The organism is Actinokineospora auranticolor (genome assembly GCF_002934265.1).
Taxonomy (GTDB): Bacteria; Actinomycetota; Actinomycetes; order Mycobacteriales; family Pseudonocardiaceae; genus Actinokineospora; species Actinokineospora auranticolor.
In genome coordinates, this window is the sequence record NZ_PTIX01000008.1 from 49,534 (window position 1) to 69,697 (window position 20,164).

The 20,164-nt window shown below is 72.9% G+C and carries 18 protein-coding genes; 8 read left to right on the forward strand and 10 right to left on the reverse strand.

Annotated elements, in window-relative coordinates; genetic code table 11:
• The first annotated feature begins 5 nt into the window (after positions 1-5).
• Together CLV40_RS16490 and CLV40_RS16495 are read left to right on the forward strand one after the other, a co-directional pair.
• Positions 6-848 (forward strand): NAD-dependent epimerase/dehydratase family protein, encoded by an 843-nt coding sequence (locus tag CLV40_RS16490; protein ID WP_104479816.1) that lies wholly within the window; start codon positions 6-8, stop codon positions 846-848.
• 18 nt (positions 849-866) lie between these two features.
• The gene (locus tag CLV40_RS16495) at positions 867-1,289 is read left to right on the forward strand and encodes a MarR family winged helix-turn-helix transcriptional regulator (protein WP_104479817.1); all 423 of its coding nucleotides are present in this window, start codon (positions 867-869) and stop codon (positions 1,287-1,289) included.
• A gap of 39 nt (positions 1,290-1,328) precedes the next feature.
• Here the strand turns inward: CLV40_RS16495 and CLV40_RS16500 are convergent, their stop codons facing one another.
• The 4 genes from CLV40_RS16500 to CLV40_RS16520 all read right to left on the reverse strand — a co-directional run bounded on the left by CLV40_RS16500 (position 1,329) and on the right by CLV40_RS16520 (position 7,060).
• Complete coding sequence (locus CLV40_RS16500; protein ID WP_104479818.1) at positions 1,329-1,709, reverse strand: SSI family serine proteinase inhibitor; 381 nt, start codon at positions 1,707-1,709, stop codon at positions 1,329-1,331.
• 746 nt (positions 1,710-2,455) lie between these two features.
• The gene (locus CLV40_RS16510) at positions 2,456-3,109 is read right to left on the reverse strand and encodes a hypothetical protein (RefSeq protein ID WP_104479820.1); all 654 of its coding nucleotides are present in this window, start codon (positions 3,107-3,109) and stop codon (positions 2,456-2,458) included.
• Positions 3,109-3,927, reverse strand: a complete 819-nt coding sequence (locus tag CLV40_RS16515; protein WP_219823999.1) for an ABC transporter ATP-binding protein — start codon at positions 3,925-3,927, stop codon at positions 3,109-3,111. The genes CLV40_RS16510 and CLV40_RS16515 overlap by 1 nt, the downstream gene beginning before the upstream one ends.
• Positions 3,928-3,943: 16 nt before the next feature.
• Positions 3,944-7,060 carry a GH92 family glycosyl hydrolase gene (locus CLV40_RS16520; protein WP_181043546.1) on the reverse strand — a complete coding sequence of 1,039 codons (3,117 nt, stop codon included), beginning with the start codon at positions 7,058-7,060 and terminating at the stop codon, positions 3,944-3,946.
• 194 nt (positions 7,061-7,254) lie between these two features.
• Between CLV40_RS16520 and CLV40_RS16525 the strand changes: the two genes are divergently transcribed.
• Both CLV40_RS16525 and CLV40_RS16530 read left to right on the forward strand, forming a co-directional pair.
• The gene (locus CLV40_RS16525; protein ID WP_104479822.1) at positions 7,255-7,782 is read left to right on the forward strand and encodes a hypothetical protein; all 528 of its coding nucleotides are present in this window, start codon (positions 7,255-7,257) and stop codon (positions 7,780-7,782) included.
• 81 nt (positions 7,783-7,863) lie between these two features.
• A complete protein-coding gene (locus CLV40_RS16530; protein ID WP_146108063.1) occupies positions 7,864-8,595 on the forward strand; it encodes a hypothetical protein in 732 nt (243 codons plus the stop codon).
• Between the two features lie 169 nt (positions 8,596-8,764).
• Here the strand turns inward: CLV40_RS16530 and CLV40_RS16535 are convergent, their stop codons facing one another.
• Positions 8,765-9,394: a helix-turn-helix transcriptional regulator gene (locus CLV40_RS16535; protein ID WP_104479824.1), complete on the reverse strand. Its 630-nt coding sequence runs from the start codon at positions 9,392-9,394 to the stop codon at positions 8,765-8,767.
• Between the two features lie 224 nt (positions 9,395-9,618).
• Here CLV40_RS16535 and CLV40_RS16540 point away from each other — a divergent pair, with 224 nt between their 5' ends.
• Positions 9,619-10,758, forward strand: coding sequence for a DUF418 domain-containing protein (locus tag CLV40_RS16540; RefSeq protein ID WP_104479825.1), 1,140 nt, complete (start codon positions 9,619-9,621; stop codon positions 10,756-10,758).
• Here CLV40_RS16540 and CLV40_RS16545 read toward each other — a convergent pair.
• The gene (locus tag CLV40_RS16545) at positions 10,700-11,662 is read right to left on the reverse strand and encodes a helix-turn-helix transcriptional regulator (protein WP_104479826.1); all 963 of its coding nucleotides are present in this window, start codon (positions 11,660-11,662) and stop codon (positions 10,700-10,702) included. The genes CLV40_RS16540 and CLV40_RS16545 overlap by 59 nt on opposite strands.
• A 165-nt stretch (positions 11,663-11,827) precedes the next feature.
• On the opposite strand from CLV40_RS16545, the gene CLV40_RS16550 reads away from it, so the two are divergent.
• Positions 11,828-12,538, forward strand: a complete 711-nt coding sequence (locus CLV40_RS16550; RefSeq protein WP_104479827.1) for a YqeB family protein — start codon at positions 11,828-11,830, stop codon at positions 12,536-12,538.
• Between the two features lie 460 nt (positions 12,539-12,998).
• Here CLV40_RS16550 and CLV40_RS16555 read toward each other — a convergent pair whose 3' ends face one another.
• A complete protein-coding gene (locus CLV40_RS16555) occupies positions 12,999-13,616 on the reverse strand; it encodes a GNAT family N-acetyltransferase (RefSeq protein WP_104479828.1) in 618 nt (205 codons plus the stop codon).
• A gap of 161 nt (positions 13,617-13,777) precedes the next feature.
• On the opposite strand from CLV40_RS16555, the gene CLV40_RS16560 reads away from it, so the two are divergent.
• Positions 13,778-15,688: a P-loop NTPase family protein gene (locus tag CLV40_RS16560; RefSeq protein WP_104479829.1), complete on the forward strand. Its 1,911-nt coding sequence runs from the start codon at positions 13,778-13,780 to the stop codon at positions 15,686-15,688.
• A gap of 493 nt (positions 15,689-16,181) precedes the next feature.
• Here the strand turns inward: CLV40_RS16560 and CLV40_RS16570 are convergent, their stop codons facing one another.
• Positions 16,182-16,631: a hypothetical protein gene (locus CLV40_RS16570; protein ID WP_146108064.1), complete on the reverse strand. Its 450-nt coding sequence runs from the start codon at positions 16,629-16,631 to the stop codon at positions 16,182-16,184.
• A gap of 18 nt (positions 16,632-16,649) precedes the next feature.
• On the opposite strand from CLV40_RS16570, the gene CLV40_RS16575 reads away from it, so the two are divergent.
• Entirely contained in the window at positions 16,650-17,234 is a 585-nt protein-coding gene (locus CLV40_RS16575; RefSeq protein ID WP_181043547.1) for a hypothetical protein, read from the forward strand.
• A 268-nt stretch (positions 17,235-17,502) separates the two neighbouring features.
• On the opposite strand, the gene CLV40_RS38055 is transcribed toward CLV40_RS16575, so the two are convergent.
• Both CLV40_RS38055 and CLV40_RS16585 read right to left on the reverse strand, forming a co-directional pair.
• Positions 17,503-18,567 (reverse strand): DUF4034 domain-containing protein, encoded by a 1,065-nt coding sequence (locus CLV40_RS38055; protein WP_181043548.1) that lies wholly within the window; start codon positions 18,565-18,567, stop codon positions 17,503-17,505.
• Positions 18,568-18,597: 30 nt separating this feature from the next.
• Complete coding sequence (locus CLV40_RS16585) at positions 18,598-20,136, reverse strand: M48 family metallopeptidase (RefSeq protein WP_104479832.1); 1,539 nt, start codon at positions 20,134-20,136, stop codon at positions 18,598-18,600.
• Positions 20,137-20,164: the final 28 nt, after the last annotated feature.

Genomic DNA, 20,164 nt, shown 5'->3' on the forward strand with positions numbered 1-20,164 from the left:
GGTGCATGACCGTTCTTGTCACCGGTGCGACCGGTCGGGTGGGTAGTCGGTTCGTTCCCCGTCTCGTGGGGTGGGGGCTTCGGGTACGGGTTCTCGTGCGCGACGCGGCTCGGGTCCGGGGTCTGGTCGACCTGGGTACCGAGGTGGTCGAGGGCGACATCACCGACGCCGGTGCCCGGGTGCGGGCCGTCGAGGGCGTCGAAGCCGTGGTGAACGTGGCGGCGGCGTTCCGCGGTGTGTCCGACGAGCACGCCGTCGACGTCAACCGGCACGCGGCGGTCGGGCTCGCGGAGGCGGCGTTGGACGCCGGGGTGCGGCGGTTCGTGCACACGAGCACCGGGTTGGTGTACCCGGGCGGCCTGGGGCGGCCCGCCGCGGAGACCGATGAGCCTGCCTCGGGCGGCACGCACGTCTACCCGGTGAGCAAGGCCGCCGCGGACCGCGCGTTGGTGGAGCTGCACCGGACGCGGGGGCTGCCGCTGCGGATCGCGCGGCTGGCGTTCGTGTACGGCGAAGGGGACCCGCACCTGGCGGAGTCGCACCGGTTCATCGCGGACTGGTCGTCGGCCAAGCGGCTGCACATGGTGCACCACGCCGACGTCGGCCAGGCGCTGCTGCGGATGGCGACCGCCGACGGGTTGGACGGCGCGGTGGTGAACGTCGCCGACGACGCGCCCACCACGGCGTGGGAGTTGGCGCGGCTGACCGGTCGGTCGGCGCCGGTGCGGAACGAGCCCGTGGCCGACGCGTGGGAGAGCGTCCTCGACACGACCAGGTTCCGCACCGTTCTCGGCCTGCGACCGCTGTTCCCGACCGTCCACACCGCCGTCGACGCGGGCGCGCTGTGACGCTCTAGGCTGGAGCGCATGCGGGCGCCCGACTCCAGTCGACTCAGTGCGGAGATCTGGCGGGTGCTCTACGACTTCGTGCTGGTCCAGCACGAGCGGCACCTGGCGGCGGCGGCCGAGGCCGGGGTCAGCCCGGGGGACCTGAAGACCCTGGTGCGCCTGGTCCCGGGTGAGCCCCAGCCGATGCGCGCGCTGGCCGACCAGCTGCACTGCGACGCGTCGACGGTGACCTGGATCGTGGACCGGCTGGAGAAGCGGGGGCTGGTGGAGCGGCGGCCGGTGCCGACCGACCGGCGGGTGAAGGCCGTGGTGCTGAGCGAGGCGGGGGAGCGGGTGCGCACGGAGCTGCTGACCCGGATCAACCAGCCGCCCGCGGCGTTGGCGGCGCTGTCGGAGCGGGACCTGGTGGCGCTGCGCGAGGTGGCCTGGAAGCTGCGGTGACCGGGTCGCGGCGGTCCTGGACCGCCGTGACCCGCGGGTTCAGGCCTTGTCGGGAATCACGCCGCCGGTCTGCGCGGAGGCGACGCAGCGGTTGGGGAACTCGCCCCGGTAGTCGATGAACGTGTCCTCCCACGGTCCCCGGATCGTGACGGAGACGGGGTTGATGTCCATGGTGCAGACGATGTCGGACGGGGCGATCGCGCTGATGTCGCCGTCCGCGTCGGCCAGGGCCTGGCAGGCGGCTTTCGGGTCGGGGTGGGTGCTGCCGTCGGTCGGGTCGCAGTTGAGCTTGACCTCGCTGAGGCCGGAGGCGCCCCGGATGCCGATGGACAGCTGGGCGACCTCGGGACCCGCCACCGCCGGCACGACCCCGGCGGCGAGAAAACCGAGCGCGGCCACACCGGCCAGGACTGTACGCATGTCGGACCACTCCTCTGGTCTGTTCGGGTTACCCCGCTGGCCTACCCGACCCTTCCGGCCCCACGCCCACTTGGCGACCAAGTGCACCCATCCGGGTGGGTCTTCCCCTGGTGATGTGGGATGCGCTGACGTCGTGCGGACAATGCGAAACCGCCCCCGACAAGGCAATGGGGACGGCTAGGGTCCGGCCGTCGTTCGGGGATAGCAGGGAGAGCACTTGCTCAAGTGTTGTCGGCGTTATTCGCCGCGGGCTTGACGCTGGCCGGTTGTAGTACCGCGATTTCGGGGACGCCGGTCGCTGTGCGTGGCGGTACGAGCGGTGCCGCCGATCCAGTAGGAGGAAATCCTGATGACTACAGGCGCACGCCGATCGACGCCCCATTCCCGGCGGCGGGCGAGTTCTTTACAACGAGGATAAGGACAAGGACAAGGTCGAGCGCGTGGACGACTCCACCTGCGGGCTGACGAAGGGCAATTACGCAGTGCGGGTGATGCTCAGTTCCGGTCCGGGTGCGGGGCTCGGCGAGGTCCCTCCGCTGAAGGGAGCCCGTGTCTCCGACCTGAGGATCGGAGTCTTCCCGGCCCGGAAGGAGGTGCTGGGTTCCAGTTGCGCCATTGCCGTGGAACTCGTTCCAGGGCGTGTCTTGCGTGTGCAGTACTGGCGTAAGGACTTTGTCGTCGGGAGCGAGTGCATGTGGGCTCGGGACACCGTCAAGGAGGCGTTGACGAGGTTGATCTACCCGTAGTCAGTCCTTGCGGGTGGAGATGACGTGGGTGGCGACCGCGGCGGCGGCGAGGAGGGCGGGGCCGGTGGTGGCCAGTGCGGTGGTCGAGCCGAGGACGGTGTCGCCGTGGCCGGTGTTGGCGAGGTGTTTGAACAGGGTGTTCGGCGGCATCCCCGACACCAGCAGCGCGGCGGCCACGCAGGCCGACGCGGTGAGGAAGGCGTAGCCCTGGCGCCGGAACACCAGCCTTGAGCACAGCAGGCCGATGGCAAGGCCGGTCGTGCCGCACATCAGGTGGGCGAGGGCGCCGACGAGGACGTCCGCGCCGGTGATGGAGTGGGGTGCCATCAGCAGGGGGAGCGCGAGGCCGCCGAGCGCCATGGCGGCGAGGACCAGGCAGTCGGTGACCAAGGTCGCGATGAGGACTCGTACGGCGCTCCCGGCCGTGACGATCGCGATGGCGCGGTGCGCGGGTTCCTCGACGCTGATCACCGCGATGCTCAGCCACGCCGCGCAGGCGAGGAGGGCTCCGGAGTTGACGGCGTAGACCCCGGGGAGCGGGCCCTGGTTGCTGCCGGACGCCGTGGCCACGCACACAACGAACACCATGACCGGGGCCAGGTACCGCTGCGAGTGGATCACGGTGGCCAGGGTGTAGCGGATCAGCGCGGTCATCATCTGCGGCGCTCCGGGGTGAGGCTGTCGACCGACCACCCGTGGCGCAGGGCGGTGGTCAGCAGGGCGTCGGAGTGTTCGCGGTCGACCCGGATGATGTGCTGACCATCGTGGGTCGCGGTGCTGAGCACGCCGGTGAGGCCGGACCAACCCGGGTCGTGGGTACCGGTGGTGAGGACGACCTCGACGACCTCCCGGTCGGTGGTGACCGGGTCGGAGATGCGGCCGTCGGCGATGCGGTGGATGTGGGTGGCGTTGGCGCGGGTGACGGACTCGCGGTGGTCGGTGAACACGACGGCACCGCCCTTGGCCGCCGTCTCCGCGATGATGCCCGCGAGGACCCCGTGGGCGTCGGCGTCGAGGCCGGACCACGGCTCGTCCAGGACGAGCAGGTCGGGCTGGCGCAGGATGGCCTGGGCGAGCGCGACCTTCTGCGTGTTGCCCTTGGACAGCGTGCGCAGCGGCGCGTCGTTCCCGCCTTGCAGGGTGAGGCGGTCGAGGAGGGTGCCGGCGCGCTGGTCGGCCTCGGCCGCGCTCAGGCCGCGGATCCGGCCGAGGTGGTGCAGGTACGTGCTGGCCGACAGGCGTTCGTTGGGCGGGAACCGTTCGGGCACGTACCCGACGGTGGCGGGACGGCCCTCGACGCGCCCGGTGGTGGGCCGGGAGACGCCGACCATGAGCCGCAGGAGCGTGGACTTGCCGGAGCCGTTGCCGCCGACCACCGCGACGACGGTGCCGGGGGCGATCTCGAGGTCGATGTCGCGCAGGATCCAGCGCCCGCTGCCGTAGCGCTTGCTCACCGCTTCCAGGCGTAGCACGTCACCCCCTTAAGGGTCAGGTGCCGCCGTCGGCCAGGAGTTGGATCTGGGCGAGGCGGGTCGTGTCGCGGAAGATGACACCGTAGTGGCGGTATCGCGCGGGTAAAGCGACCTTGAACGGGCGGGTTTGTTTTCGCCAGGGGAACGACTGGTCGGTCCGGGTGTCGAGATCGTGCCAGGTGTGGCCGTCGTGGGAGCCGCGGAGGGTCCACGCGGTGGGGTCGGGGCCGGTGGACGCCGAGGTGAGGGTGTAGATCAGCACGCGCGTGGGGTCGGTGGTGGTGACGGTGACGGGGGAGTCCACTGTGGATTCGGTGTGCGCGTCGTCGTCGAACAGGGCGCCGGGTAGGCCGGTGGTGATGTCGCGCAGTGGTGGGCCGTCGCCGAGTGGTTCGGGGGTGGCGGTGGCGCCCCAGGTGGACGGTTCGGGGCCCATGGTGAACTCCAGGTGGGCACCGGAGGTGAGGGTGTCGTGGCTGATCCACGGTGTGTCGTGGGGAGCGCCGTCGACGGTGAGGGACTGGACGTAGACGTTGCGGTGGTTGTTGCCGTGCGCGGTGATCCGCAGGTCGCGGCCGTTGTCGAGGTGCACCACCGCGCGGGGGAACAGCGGTGAGCCGATGGCGTAGACACCGCTGCCGACGCGCAGCGGGTAGAAGCCGAGCGCGCTGAACAGGTACCAGGCCGACATCTCGCCGTTGTCCTCGTCGCCGCAGTAGCCCTGGCCGATGTCGCTGCCCTGGTAGAGCCGGGCGAGGACGTCCCGGACGAGTTCCTGGGTGCGCCACGGGCGGCCGAGTTGGCCGGGCAGGTACGCGATGTGGTGCGCGGGTTGGTTGCTGTGCCCGTACTGGCCCATGCGCACGTCGCGCGCCTCGGTCATCTCGTGGATGGGGCGGCCGTAGGAGCCGGGGTACTCGGCGGTCTCAGGGGTGCCGAAGTAGGTGTCGAGCTTGTCGGCGAGCACCTCGGGCCCGCCGTGCAGGGCGGCGAGGCCCGCCGGGTCGTGGGGGACGGCGAACGCGGCGGTCCAGCCGTTGGTCTCGGTGTAGTCGTAGCCCCACACGCGGGGGTCGTAGGCGTGCGGGTCGCGGCGGAAGCGGTCGCCGTCGCGGCCTTGGAAGAAGCCGACGGCTGGGTCGAAGTGGTGGGCGTAGTGGCGGGCGCGGTCGGTGAAGTAGGCGTGGTTGTCCTCGTCGCCGAGCGCGGCGGCCATCCCGGCGATGCCGAAGTCGTTGACGCAGCCCTCCAGCGCCCAGGACAGGCCGTCGGGGGTGGACATGGGGGTGTGGTGCAGGAAGATCGAGCGGTCCAGGCCCTTGCGGCCGACGCCGTTGTGCGGCGGGACGACGGTGGCGTCCCGTAGTGCGGCGTTGTAGGCGTCTTGTACGTCGAAGCCGGTGACGCCTTTGGCGTGCGCGTCGGCGAAGGCGACGTTCGAGCTGGTGCCGGTCATGAGGTCGGCGTAGCCGGGGGAGGACCAGCGCGGCACCCAGCCGCCGTCGCGGTAGTGCTGGAGGAACCCGTCGACGAGTTCGCCGCAGCGGCGCGGGGCGAACAGGGCGTAGGCGGGCCAGCAGGTGCGGTAGGTGTCCCAGAAGCCGTTGTTGACGTAGAGGGATCCGTCGAGGACGGCGGGCGGGTCGCTGGTGGGGCTGGCGTGGCGACGGCCGGTGTCGGTGTCCTCGTGGGCCGAGTTCGGGTAGAGGAACAGCCGGTAGAGGCAGGAGTAGAGGGTGGTGAGCTGGTCGTCGGTGGCGCCTTCGACGTCGATCTTGTCGGTGATCGCGGACCAGGCGTCGCGGGCGCGATCGCGGACGGCGTCGAAGGTGTCGGCTTCGGCGAGGTTGCGGCGCGCCTGTTCCGGGCCGATCAGTGACGTCGCGACGCGGAGGGTGACGGTCCGGGTGCCGGGGGCGTAGCGCAGCAGCATGGTGCGAGCGCGGGCCAAGCCGCGCCAGCGGTGGTCGGCGCGCGCGATCGGGTGGTCCGACTCGGCGTGCACCCACATGCGACCCGCGCCGACCGACAGGCCGCTGCGCACGTCGGTGTGACCGGTGATGGTGTCGCCGTCGACGCGGACCTCGCCGCCGAGGCCGACGTTGTCGAGCACGAGGTTGGCCGGGCCGGGCGGGAAGTGGAAGCGCAGGACGGCGGCGTGGTCGGCGGGGGCGATCTCGGCGCGCACGCCGTTGTCGAAGGTGACGTCGTAGTGGTACGGGTGCGCGTGTTCGTCGGCACGGTCGAAGGTGAGGGCTCGTGTCCGGCGGCCGACGGCGGTGCCGGTGGTCGGCATGAAGTGGAACGTGTGCCGGTCGCCCATCCACGGGCTGGGCAGGTGGCTCAGGCCGATGGCCTGCAGCGCGGGGCGGTTCGCGTCGGTGTTGCCGCGGTGGTACTCGTACGACCAGTTGGTGACCGCGGCGTTGGTGACCGGGACCCAGAAGTTGAACCCGTGCGGCACGGCCGTCGCGGGGATGGTGTTGCCCCGGGAGAAGGACCCGGTGGAGTGGGTGCCGCGGGTGGTGACGATCCGGTCGACGGGGGCGGCGGTCCGGGTGGGCGCGGGGCCGATGGTGAGGTCGTCGACCCAGCCCGCGAACGCGGCGGGGGCGTGGGGGCAGTCGACGGCGAGCAGGACGCGGGCGATGACCCGACCCAGCGCGACCGGGCCGAGCCGGACCACGCGGTGGTTCCACTGGTCGGGGAACAACGCGCGCGACGCGCCTTGCTCGCGGGCGGTGAACCCGAAGCCGAGCTGGTCGACCGCGCCGAGCTCCGAGAGGCGGGTGCCGTCGTCGAAGGCGAGGTCGACGGCGACGTAGGTGGACGGGTAGCGGCGGTCGAGGAGTTCGGGGAACACGACGTAGGCCAGTTCGGTGTCGGCCTCGACCGGTTGGTCGGACCAGAACAGGCGGTTGATCGCGCGGTTCGGCGCGGTGACCTCGCCCTCGTAGCGCAGTGACCGCAGGCCCGTGAAACCGACGTCGGCCTTGGCCGCGGGCGCGGAGACCGGGCCGGACCCGAGGCGGGTGCGGAGCGTGACGCCGACCGGGTCGGTGCCGATGTCGGGGGTGTCGACCCAGGTGGGCACCGGGTCGCCCGCCTCGAACGAGGTGCGGAAACCGCTCATGTGATCGAAGTTACCCCGCGTGGCCGCTGATCGCGCACAGTCTTGGTGTCGAGGTCGGCGGCCGGTTCCGGGGACCGTCGTCCGGGCGTCGTGGTCGCGGTGGGTGATCGGGTTCATGGGGTGGGATTGATCGCCCGCCGGACCGGTGGGGGCGCGTTAGGGTCGAGTGGTCGAAAGGGCGGAGGGGGAGCCGGATGGCGCCGGGAGTCGGCGAACTGTTCATCGCCGAGGCGGATCGTGAGGCTTGGCGGCGTCCCCTGGTCCGGTGGGCGGTCGCGGGCGTTGTGGTGGGGGTGGCCGCGCTGGTGCCGCTGGTCACCGGGTGGGTGCACCGCGGTGTCGCCGCCGCGGTACTCGGCTTGGCCTTGGTGGTGGTGCTGGGGAAGGCGGGCGGGTACGTCGGTCGGCGGAAGCGGCGCGTCAACCCGTTGATGATCGACCTGGACGGGGTGCGGTTGCCGACCGGGCAAGGGCCGGTGTCGCTGCCGTGGGACGCCGTGCGGGCGGTGGTGGTCGACGGGCCGACGCTGCGGTTCCGGGTGCGGCCCAGCGTCACGCCGGGCACGCCGGGGGTGGCGGGCATGCACCGCCGCGACGCCTGGCCGGTCGCCTCCGGGCCCGGGCTGCCGCTGGACACCCGCCTCTACCGGCGCGGGCTTGAGGAGATCCTCGACGCCGTGCGCACGTTCTCCGGTGACTCGGTGCGCATAACCCGACCGTAGGCGTTCACTCACTTGGCGTGCGCCCAGGACGCCGCCATCGCACTACGCTCCGGAGTCGGGGCGCACTCCGGTGCCCCGATCGTGAACGCCGGGAGTGTGGACGCGGTGGTGTCCGGTCACCTTCTCCGGGGCGGTTCCCGCTCCCCGCTGCTCGACCTGGTCCGCCTCACCCGCGTGCTGCGCGGCGCGGGGGAGTGCGAGGAGCCGGTCGAGGTCATCGCCACCCCCGCCGACACCCCGTACCTGTGCGGTGTCGCCGGGGCCGCGGGCCTGCGGATCTGCCCGCTGTCGCCGATGCGTGCCCACCCGCTCGGCCAGGGCCGTCCGCCCGCGGAGTTGGCGAGTGCGCTGCGCGCGGTCACCGCCCGGGTCGTCCTGGTCAGCCTCACCCTCGGGGGCGGTCCCGTCGACGGGCTGCGCGCGGCGCTCGACGACGCCGCCGACCTGCTCGTGGTCGCCGCGAGCGGGCCGCCGAGCCCGCTGACCGCACACCCGGACGTGCTGCCGGTGCGGTCGTGCACCCCGTCCGGTCGACCGAGCTGGTTCGTCGACCTGGACGAGGACGACGACCCGCGCGGCCTGCTCGCCCCCGGCGAGGACGTACCCGGCCCACGGGGACCCGCCACCGGCAACGGTGTCGCCGCCGCCGTCGTCGCGGCCACCGCCGCACTGCTGTGGTCGCGGTTCCCCACCGCCGACGCCCGCACCGTCCGCGCGGCCCTGCGCATCGGCACGACCCCCACCCGTCGCATCGGCCCCCCGGTCCTGGACGCCGAGCGGTCCCTGGAATTCCTTCGCCAGTACGCGCCCTGATCGCCCTGGGGGACGCCGCACCGTGGCGACCCGGCTGCGTCGGTGATGTTCAGCCGAGCGCGGGCAGCGGCTGCTGATTGAGACGCGCGGCACCGTGTGGTCGGTCCACTACGACTGCTAGTGGGTCGAATAGACGCCGGACCTCTTGGCGCTCCCCGCCTTGAACTGCCTAGATGAGCCCTTCGCGCAGGGCGAAGGCGACCGCGTGGGCTCGGTTGCGCAGTTGGAAGCGGCTGGTGACGTCGTGCAGGATGCCCTTCACCGTGCGCTGGGAGTAGCAGAGTTGTTCGGCGATCTCGCGGGTCTCCAGGCCGTCGGCGATCATGCGCAGCACCTGGGCCTCGCGGGCCGACACCCCGGCCAGGTCCCAGCCGCGCGGGCTGAGCACCTGCCGCTGGAGGCGGGCGACCCGGTCGAGCAGGCCGGCCAGCAGGTCCGGCGGCAGCGCGCCGTCGCCCGCGGCGGTGGCCCTCACCAACCGGACCAGGGTGTCCGGGGTGGCCTCCGCGCGGCGGACCACCGCGGCCACGCCGATGCCGACGATCTCCAGCAGGTGCGCGTTGTCGATCTCCCCGGCGACCAGCACCACCCGGTGCCTGCCGCGCGCGTGCAGCCTGCGGAACAGGGTCTCGGTGCGCGGGTCCCAGGTCTCCGCGACGACGAGGTCCACCGTGCGGTCGCCGTCGGGGCGGTCCCCGTCGGCGACCAGCCGCACCTCCCGCCGCGGTCGCAGGGCGGCGTCGAGCCCCGCGCGCGTGATGACGTCGATCGCGTGCAACACGACCTGGACCGGTTCCATGTTCCCCCCTTGACCTCCGGCGACGACGTGTCCCTAGTGGTCCCTATCGCCGCGCACCGGCCGGGCGTGAGGCCCAAGTCCGCACGGGACACCGGTTGCGGTGGACCGACCGACCACCGGTGGTCCGGTGGTCGGTCGAAAGCATGATCGGCTCCTCCCCCCGACGACGGACGACCCCGCCGCGCCCCGTGCCTAGCGTGGCCGGGACGGAAGAAGGGGGAGACATGGGGGAGAAGCGGCTCACCGCACTGGACGTGCTGCGCGGTGTGGCGATCCTGGGGACCTTCGGCACCAACGTGTGGATCTTCAGCAGTCCGGCGGGGATCAGCGGGATCTTCGGCGCCGCCGGGCCGGTGGAGACCGCGCTGCGGGTGCTGAGCAACGGCAAGTTCCTGGCGCTGCTGTCGATCCTGTTCGGGGTCGGTCTGGCCATCCAGCACGCCTCGGCGCTGCGCCGCGGCGCCCGCTGGCCCGGCCGGTACCTGTGGCGGGCGACGCTGCTGCTGGTCGAGGGGGCGCTGCACTACCTGCTGGTGTTCGAATTCGACGTGCTCATGTTCTACGCGGTGATCTCCGTGCAGGTCGCCTACCTGGTCGGCCGGAGCGACCGCGTCCAGCGGTGGTGGATGGCCGCCGCCGCGACCTTGCACCTTGTGGTGGTCGGCGGGATCACCGCGCTGCTGTTGGCAGACGGCGGATCGCTGTCCGGCGGCACGCCCCCGGATACGTCCGACTGGACCGCGCAGGTCGCGACCCGGGTGGAGAAGTTCCTGGTGTACCGCGCCGAGGCGGTGTTCGTGCTGCCGCTCGGGGTGGTGCTGTTCCTCGCCGGTTCGCGGCTGTACCGGGCCGGTGCGTTGGCGGACACGCCGCGCGGCGCGGTCCTGCGGCGGCGCTTGGCGGCGTGGGGGCTCGGCGCCGGACTGCCGCTGAGCGCGCTGACCGCGTGGGCCGGACCGCAGTGGGCGCTGGTGGAGCGCTACGCGTGCGCGCCGGTGGTCGCGTTCGGGTTGCTCGGCGCCGTCACCGCGCTGGTGCGCCGGATGCGCGCCGCCGCGGGCCCGTTGCGGCGCGGTGTCACCGCGGTCGGGCGCTGCGCGTTGTCGTGTTACATCGCGCAGAACGTCCTCGGGTCGGTGCTGTGCTACGACTGGGGCCTCGGCCGCACCGGTGGACCTTTGTGGACAGTCGCCTGCTGGCTGCTGGTCTCCGCGGCGGTCGTGGCGGGCGCGAGCTGGTGGATGACCCGCCACGACCGCGGTCCGGTGGAGACGTTGTGGGACATGGCCTACCGGGCGCCCGGGTTCAGCCGCGCAGCGTCTGGCTCGGCAGCGCCGCGAACGCCTCGCGGTAGTACGCGGTGAACCGGCCCGCGTTGAAGAAACCCCACCGCGCGGCTACGGCCGACACCGTCTCGCGTCCCGGATCCGCGTCGCGCAGGTCCCGGTGCGCGCATTCCAGCCGCACGCGCCGCAAGTAGGCCATCGGGGTGGTGCCGCGGTGGCGGCGGAACGCCAACTGCACGGCCCGGATCGTCACCCGCGCCGCCGCGGCGATGTCGGCGACGGTGATGTCGTCGGCGGCGTGGTCCTCGATGAAGGCGATGGCCCGGTGCAGCGTCGCCGGACCGGCGTCGTTGCGGTCGCCGGGGGACGGGTCGAGCAGCGCGGTGTTCGGGAAGGTGGCCAACGCGGTCGCGGCGAGCAGCCGCCCCGCGTTGGCCACCACCAGCGGGTGGAGCGGGTACTCGGGGTGTGGGAGCACGAGGTCGGCGATGTAGCTCACCGCGTCCTTCCAGCGGCGTTGCGCGACCGCGGACACCGGCTGGAACCCGGTGAACCGCAACCGGTTCCCGGCGGACTCCGCCACCTGGGTGAACAACTCGGGGTGGAACATCACCGACCGCAGCGCCGCGTCCTCGGTGCGGGCGGCGAACGGCATCTCCGGCTGGGTCTGCACCAGCACGTCCCCCGCCCCGACGCGGTCCTCCGTCCCGGCCATGGTCCGCTCGACCCGGCCCGCGCGGCACTCGATGATCAGCAACCCGAACGTGTCGGCGTCGAACCCGAGGCGCATCGGCAGCTCCAGGTCGTCCACGGCGAACAGGCCCGCGTCGGTGCGGTCGTGCCGCAGGGCGCGGGCGCCGAGCAGTCCGCTCATCCGCAGCCCCTGGTCGTAGGCCGCGACGAGGTGCTGGTGCGCCTGGTCGGCCTCGGTGGTGACGAACTCGGTCCGCCGCGGCGGCGCGGCCGTTCCGGTCAAGGACATGTCCTGCTCCACGGGTCGGTGGTGGCCGGGAGTGTCTGTGTCTGGTACCCCGCAGGGGGCCGCTTACTCCGTACACCGTTCTGGCTCGTCCATCAACCCCGCCGCCACGCCCACGACCGGCGGCGGTTTCCGGCCCGGCGCGGAGTTGCAGGCTAGGGTCCGCCCGTGCGGGAGCCCACGGTCGTCGCGAACCCGGCCAGGACGACGGCCGTCCTCGCGGTGCTGTTCGTGGTGGGCGGATCGGCCCTGGTGGGCGGCGTGTACCTGGCGGTGCAGGCGTTGTTGGACGGGTTCCTGGACGCGCTGGGGTCGTCGTTCCTGCCGATGGTCGATTTCGTCGCGAAGCTGCCGGAGCTGTGGGGGACCATCGCCGCGTTCGTCGTGGGCGCGGCGGGTGGTGGGTCGGTGGCGCGGAGGGGTCGGCACGAAAGCCTGACGCTGACTGTTGCCGATGATGAGGTGGGGGTGTTGTCGAGGAGGGTGGCGAGGGTTTTTCCGCGCGGGGAGGTGAAGGCCGCGTTTCTGGATGAGGGGGACCTGGTGCTGCTGGGGTCGAGGACCGAGGAGCTGTACCGGGAGCCGTGTGATCAGCGGGCGGGCGCGGTCGGCCGGGCGTTCGCGGAGCACGGGTACGAGTGGTTGCCGGAGGACCCGCACAAGGCGGAGTTCCGGATCTGGGTGCCCGGGACCCCCGGGATGCCGGCGGGAGCCGACGAACTCTTCCGCGCCAGGGAGTTCGCACTGTCCAAGAAGGACAAGATGCGACCCAAGACCCACGCGCTCAAGGAACAGCTGGCGGATCTCGACATCGTGGTCCTCGACCGTGGGACAACGAAGTACTGGCGGTTCGCTGAGCACTGGTTCCGGCTGGAGTAGTCGCCCGACCTGAATGACTTCCAGAACCCCCGCCCGCCCCAAGTGCAGCCCCCGCCCTCCTCTTTTTTGGGGGGCCTGCTCCAGTCTATCGGCGCAGGGGCGGCGTGAATCGGGGTGTGAACTCTTGCGAGGCCTATTCACGCCCCACAATGATCACCCCGAAGTGCAAGACAGACGCCAAGGAGGTGTGAGGCGGAGAGGCGGGGCGCGGTGAGGAAAGGTAACGGCTGTGGGCGGGGAGCGTGGACAAGGGAACGATGCCGCTGGAGGGACTGGTGATGGTGGTCGGATCGGGCGGTTTTCTGCTCTGTCCCTGCGGCCCGCCGAGCGGATGTCCGTAGTTGGGACCGTTGAGGCGCCGAAGGACTAGGGCGTGAGTGAGCGGGGCGGCAGGGCGAGGGAGGTCTTCAGTCAGGAAGAGATGCCCTCTTGCTCGGGGTGCGGGAGTAGTGATTCAGCCTCAAGAGTGTTGCGGGGACTGGTTCCCCGAGTTCCTGATCCACTCGGCGCGGAGGAGTTCGTATTCGACCTCACCCTCCTCCGTGCCCGGGATCGGGTTGTCCCAGTCGAGGTGAAAAGTCCGGACGTAGCGCAAACCAGCCTTCTCCATGACGCGGCGAGACCGATGGTTGACCGACATCGTCTCCGCCCACACCCGGTGGCTGCCCAGCTCGCGGAACGCCATGTCCACCAACGCCAGCGAGCCCTCCGTGGCCAGTCCCGAGCCCCACGCCGACGTACGCAGGCGGTAGCCCAGCTCCACCTCCCGCGCGTCGCCCGGCGTTCGGGGGTCCAGGGCGAACCAGCCGACGAAGACGGAGTCCGCGGTGGCCGCCCACTTGCCCACCGGGCCGCGTTCGTATTCGGCGAGGATCGCCGGTAGGACTGTGGATTCCACGACCTCGCGCGGGGTGGGGACGCCGCCGGTGAGGTAGCGCATGACCTGTGGGTCGGCGTCGAGGGACACGAGGTTGTCCACATCGGCCCGCGTGAAGCGGCGCAGGGTCAGTCGGTCGGTGGTGAGCAGGGCGCGCAACGGGATCGGGACCTTTCCGGTTGGTGTGTGACCGGTCGCCATCGTGGTGGTGTTGTTGTGCTGGGGCCAAACGGTTATCGGCTCTCGGACTGTCCTTTTTCTGTCCGTTCGCAGGTCGAAACGGGTGTCGATCTCCACGCGATGGGCTGGGTGCGCCGGTGGTCGGGGCTCCCGGGCAGGCGCGCGGCGGGAGGTCGGACGCGATGACGGACACCACGGCCGAGGAGACGGTCGCCCACGGCGGCGCGGTTGGTGGGCGGCGCAGACGCGGGCGGTTCGACGTCGAGATCGAGCAGTTGCTCAAGACCAGGACCGGTGCCGCCGCCGACACCGTGGCGGAGTTGTGCTCGGTGCTGGAACAGATCCACCGGGTCAGCTGCGGTGAGGTGCGGATCGCGGTGTCCGGCGCGGTGTCGTCGCTGAAGTCGACGACCGTGGAGCTGCTGCTCGGTCGCCCCGGCTTGCTGGCGATCGATGAGGGCGCGATCACCCCGGCCCCCACCGAGGTGCGGTTGGCGCAGGTCGACGACCCGGTGCCGCCCCGCCAGTGGATCTGCACGATGACTGAGAGCACGGCCCGCAGGCGCGCGGTCGCGCTGCTCGGGTTGCCGCCCGAGACGGACCTGTCGTTGGCGGAGTTGGCCGGGACGGGTGGGGACAACGACGCGTTGGTGGCGCAGTTGGTCGCGGCTACGAGTGCGTTCGACTACGGCGCCACGTACTCCGCCGAGGAGTTCGCCCGCCGGGGCGGTGTGCTGCGCATCGACGGGTTCGGCACGGCGCTGGTCGAGCGGGTGGTCGTCGAGTTGGCGGTGCCGCGAGCCGAGTGGGACCTGTCGTGGGCGGGCAGGCGCGCGGTGACGGTGGTGGACCTGCCCGGCACGGGCAAGGGCCGCGCGTTGGAGAACCTGATCAACGAGCAGCGCTCGGCGGTGGCGCACATCGCGCTCAACGTCGTGGGGTTGGCCGCGGGCAACGACTTCGAGGCCCCGCCCGCGCACGCGATGTCGGCGTGCGTGCTGGTGGCGACCCGGTTGGACAGCCTCGGTTCGCCCGGCGACCCGGCGGTGCTGCACAACCTGGAGTCGGCGGTGGCGACGACCGTGCGGGACTGGCAGGTCAGCGGCAGGCAGGCCGAGGTGGCGGCGGTGTGCGGGCCGTGGGCGTGCGCGTCGGCGGAGCAGTGGGCCCGGTTCAGCCCGAACGCGGAGGCGTGGGTGTCGGCCGAACGCGCCCGCGACCAGTGGACCCGTGCCCCGTGGACGCCGACCGGGCCGACGCGGGGCGCGTTGCGGGAGGCGGTGTCCGAGGCGCTGTTCGACGGCGGGACGCGGCGGTTGCGCGAGCTGGTGGAGCGCTTGGCGGCGCGGTCGGGCGGCCGGGTCGACGAGGCCGAGTTGACCCGGTTGATGGACCGCGCGGCGCGGCTGGTGGGTGTGTTGCGCGACAACCGGTCCGCGACGCGGACGGAGGACTGGGCGGTCCACGCGCGGCTGGTGCGGTTGCGCGGCGACCAGACGCCGATCGACCGGATGCGGCGGTTGGCGCGGCGCGCGGCGGAGGACGCGGTCTACGGGATGGGCGAGTGGGACCGGTTGCGGCCGCTGTTCCTGACCGGCCGCTGGTCGGGTTCGGTGCCGCGGACCAGGTCGGCGTTCGAGAAGGTCGGCCTGGCCGAGGTGGCGGCGGCGGCGATCGACGTGTCGCACGAGGCGCTGGAGGACCTGCTCGACGAGTGGGGCGCGGACTACGGGCTGTCGTTGTCGCCGCCCGCGTTCGACGAGGACCGCGCGCGGGCCGAGGCGGCGCGGTTCGGCGAGTTGGGGGCGCGGTTGCTGTCGATGATGACCGACGGCCGCTTCGGCGGGGACAGCGGTGACGCGTTGACGCTGCGGTGGGTGGCGCGGACCCGGCTGGAGTTGGCGACGCTGCTGGAGGGGTTGCTGGTGCACCGGATGGCGCCGTCGATCACCGCGGCGTGGGCGGAGGCGGACGTGGCGCTGGCCGAACTGGTGGCGAAGGCGACCCCCGCGTCGTCGGGGGTCGGGACGTTGCGGATGGTGGAGCGCAAGCTCGACGAGTTGCGGCGTGAGCGGTCGCGGGGCGGTCGCTAGTGGTCGCCGGGTCGAACGGTCGCCCCGCGGGCGACGGTGTGCTGGTGCGTCCCGGCGCGGACGGCGCGCCGCGGTTGGTGTTGGCGTCGTTGGTGGTCGACGGGGACATCGACGCGGTGGAGGTCCTCGACGGTGTCGAGGTGGTGTCGTCGACCGACTTGTCGCCGCCGGTGCCCGGGCTGGCCGGGTCGAGTTCGGCGGGCGCGGTCGTGGAGGTGGCGTTGCGGCCGTGGTCGTGGGAACCCGCGGACCCGACGGTGGCGGTGTTCTACCGGCGGCGGCAGCGGGGGACCCCGGTGGCGGGGCCGGTGGTGCGGTCGGCGTTCCGGTTGTCGGCGCGGCACGTGCGGGACGCGGGGCCGGTGCGGGGTGGTGGGTCGGCGGGTGTCGAGCGGGAGGCGGAGATGACGGGCCCGGGGCGCGAGCCCGCGACCACGCAGGCCGGGGCGTCGGTGACGTTCGATTTCGGGACGAGTGCCGCCGTGGGCGGTATCTACGACTTCCGGCAGATGCGGCACATGGAGGTGCGTGCGCTGCCGGAGCGCGGTGTGGCGCGGGCGTGGGCGCTGCTGCGGGTGGCCGTGCCGCCGGAGGGGGATCCGGCGGTGGCGATCGAGGCGGAGACGCTGGGCGACCCGGTGCTGCGGGTGGAGGCGTGGCGGGAGGTGTTCGCGAGCCCGCCGTTGCGGCAGTACCACCTGTCGCCGTCGCGGACGCGCAGCAGCGACCTGGTGGTCGACGGTGACCAGGTGGACTTCGCCGACGAGCGGCCGGGTCGGCAGTGGCGGCTGCGGGGTGCCAAGCGGTACCTGATCGGCTTGGACGAGCGGGTGCCGCGGACGGCGTTGCGCGCCGGTGAGCTGTTCGCGCGGGTGTACCGCAGGTTCGCCGAGTTGACGACGGCGGACCTGGCGTTGTCGGCGCCGATCAGCCGCGTGCACATCACTTGTGCCTGCTGGCGGTGGCCGACGGGGTGGGCGACGGCGAGACCGCGGCCGAGGCGGCCCGGTGGGCGACGCTGTCGGTGCGCCGGTGGTTCCAGCACCGCCTGGCCCGCGACGAGCCGTCGGGCCCGGTCCGGTTCGTGGGGGAGCTGCTGGGGGAGGTGGACCGGGACGTGGCGAAACGGGCGTCGGGCGCGGCGGGGTTCCGGGTGTCGCTGGCGGTGGCGCTGGTGCCGACGGGGGTGCGTCCGGGCGGCGAGGTCGCGGCGGTCGTGGGCCGGATCGGGGCGACGACGGGGTGGGTCGTGCGACCGTCGGGGCCGGAACCGGTGTTCCCGGCGAGGTCCACCGACCCGATGCCGCAGGGCGGGGCACAGCAGGTGCGGCCGGTCGCGGTGCGCGATGGTGAGGTGTTGGCGGTGACGTCGTGCGGGTTGGCGGGACGCGCGCAGCCGGAGCAGGCGCTGCCGTACCTGTCCTCGGCGTGGGCGGTGCCGCCGTCACCGCTGCGGTTCCTGGAGACGGTGGCGGTCCGGCGGGAGGACCGGGTGGCGGATCGAGCGGCGGCGGTGGCGTGGGTGGGGCATTTCGAGCCACGCTGAGCGTGCTGGCTAGCGGGGTGCCGGACGCTGTTGCGTGGGTGGGGCATGTCAAGCACTGCGGGGTGGAACGGTCGGCGACGCGCCGAGGGGTGTTGCGCGGGCCTGGAAGTGGGCTGTCGACCGTGGTCGTCGCAATGGCGGTTTCGGAGTCGGTGGTTGTGCTGCGGACCGAACGGTGTGTGGCACGGTCGGGCTCCGCTGACCGGGGTTGGTCGCGGTGTGTCGGAGTAGTCGGCTGTGGAGGGCTGCCGACGGCCTCCCCGCTGGGTCAGCGGTGGCGTCTTCCCGCCTTGCGGCAGGCGTCGCGGCGGTGTTGGAGGAAGGCGAGCAGGGGGCGGTCGTACTTGGGCCAGGGGGCGGCGTCGGCGTGGATGTCGAGGGCGCGGAACTGGTCCAGGGCCTCGGGGTGGCGGCCGCGCTCGCGGAGGGCGGCGATGGCCCAGCCGCGTTCGGCGCGGGTGGTGTGGCTCTCGGTGGCGGTCGCCAACCGGGGCAGGAGGACGTCGAGCGCGTCGGTGATCGCCCGGGTGTGCCAGGCGTCGGGGACGTGGTCCAGTTCGAACGCGGCCATCAGGGGGAGTACGGCCAAGGGCGGGGCGACCGTGGCGGCGCGTTCGGCGAAGGCGGTCATCAGGTCGTCGGAGCCGTGCCACCTGGCGCTCCAGTACCGCAGCGCCGACTGGTGTCCCAGGACGTTGGCCGGGTCGCGGTCGACGAGCTGCTGCCAGGCCTCCTCGAACTCGTCGTGGTCCCAGGAGCGGCCCACGGCGATCGTCAGCAGCGTCGCCCACGGCGTGGGGTCCTCGGGGGCGGCCATCGCCGCGGCGTAGGCGGCCGGTTCGGCGTCGCCGAGCAGGCGCCGGAAGGCGGTGGCCTGTTCCGGTGCGATGTCCGACCCCCAGCCTGCGCCGCGGACCTGCCAGGCCAGCGAGACCAGGGCGCGGGCGTGCACGACGGCGTGCCCGGGGTCGTCGGGGCGGGCGGCGCGCCACGCCTCGAGCCAGGTGTCGTCGTTGGCGGCGGCCTCGCCCAGCGCGGTCGTGACGCGGCCCCGGGTGTCCCAGTCGCTCCAGGTCGCGGCCAGGCGGGTGGCGGCGGGCTCCCAGTTGCCCTCGCGCAGCGCGGTGACGGCGGCGGTGAGCTCGGGGTCCTCGTCGGGGCCGCGGGTGACGACCCGGTCGTCGGCGGGCAGTCCCCACTTCGTCGGGTCGGTGCGCGGGTCGGTGGCGGCCAGCAGGTCGGGCTCCGGCAGTTCGCGCACGGGCACGCCGGCGCGGCGCGACGCCTTGCGCAGCCGCAGCGTCAAGGCGATGTTCTTCGGCGTCAACAGCACGGCCGGGCCTCGGGGTCTCGGGTCTCGGGGTCAGGGGAGTTTCTTGGTGGGCCGGAACCCGGTGGTGATGCCCGCGGCGGTCAGGTTCTCCCGCAGGCTGCCGGTGCCGCCGTCCGCGGCGACCGCGGCCTGCACGATGCCGTGCATGTGCGCCAGGTCGAGCCTGCCGGTGGTCATGTGCTCGCGGCCCGACCAGTCGACGCCCCACCTGGCCTGACCGGAGTCGGCGAAGGCGAGCAGCACGAGCCCGTACAGCTCGCGGCCGACGACCTCGCGGGCGTACTCGCGGCGCGCCCTCGGACCCGCGTCCGGGCCGCCGTCGGCGGGGGCCAGGGCGTCGAGCCGGTCGGCGTCGATGGCGTCGAGGACGGTGCCCAGCGACGGCGGCCGGTCCATGACGCGGCCCGCGACCTTGAGCAGCCGCAGCGCGTCGCGGCGGTACCGGTCGCGCAGCCCGATGTGGCGCAGCGTCGGCCAGTCGACGCGTTTCTTGGCGTCCGCCGCGGGGTCCATGACCAGCAGCAGCGCCCGGTCGAGGGTGGCGGGGCCCGACAGCAGCAACTCCACGGCGGGCGCGTCGTGGCTGTCCGGCGCGGGGGCGTCGATGGCCCGGATCGCGGCGATGCGCAGTGCCCGGGACAGGGAGATGTCGTCGGGGTCCGTGTCGGTGTCGGCGCCGACCCGCTGGCGGATCTCCTCCAGCACCCCGTACAGCTCCGGCGCGGCGCGCATGGCGGCGAACCCGTCGAACACCGAGTCCGGCAGGTACCCGGCCCGCCACGCCACCGTGACGTGCCGGGACAGGAACAGGTCCCACATCCCGGCGACGACGTGCACCTCCAGCAGCGCGCTCTCCGCCGCGGCCGACCCGGCGATGCGCGCCGAGATCGCGTCCGCGACCAGCTGCTGGCGCCTGCCCACCGGCGCGGTCAGCCGGTCGTAGGCGCGGCTGTAGACCCCGAAGAGGCGTTTGACCAGCCGCTGGGTGGCCCGCTCCGCCGCCATGTGCTCGTGGGCGCGGGACAGCGCGGCCCGCCCGGAGATGGCCAACCCGGACAGCTTCCCGCCGCGCGCCCGGTAGTAGCCCAGGGTCTGGGCGACGACCGCCGCCAACTGCTTCTCGGTGAGCCCGGCCAGCAGCGGCGCGCCCAGGTACAGGACGCGGCGGCGCACGGACAGCCCCAGCAGCCGGGTGAGCTCGGTGGACCCGGCGTTGGCCTCGGGGATGAGCCGGATCTCGTCCGGCGGCGGCGTGCCGACCTCGTCGGCGACCCGCGCCACGAACGCCCACAGCCGGGGCTGCATGCGCGCGGTCACCGGCAGGCCGACCAGGTGCTCGGTCGGGTGCCGGGCGACCTCGGCCAGCGCCGCGGCCATGGCCCACGCGGCGGGCAGGAACACCAGGCCCGCGCCGACGGCGGCCATCAGGTGGCCGTCCACCAGGAACCACCCGACCAGACCCACCATGGCCACGATGGCCGCGACCGCCACCAACGGGAACACGACCAGCATCGGCAACGCGACCGCGGTGGCGCAGGTCGCGGTGAACGAGCGCACCGGAACGGACATCAACCTCTCCCCAGAGCCGCCTACCGCA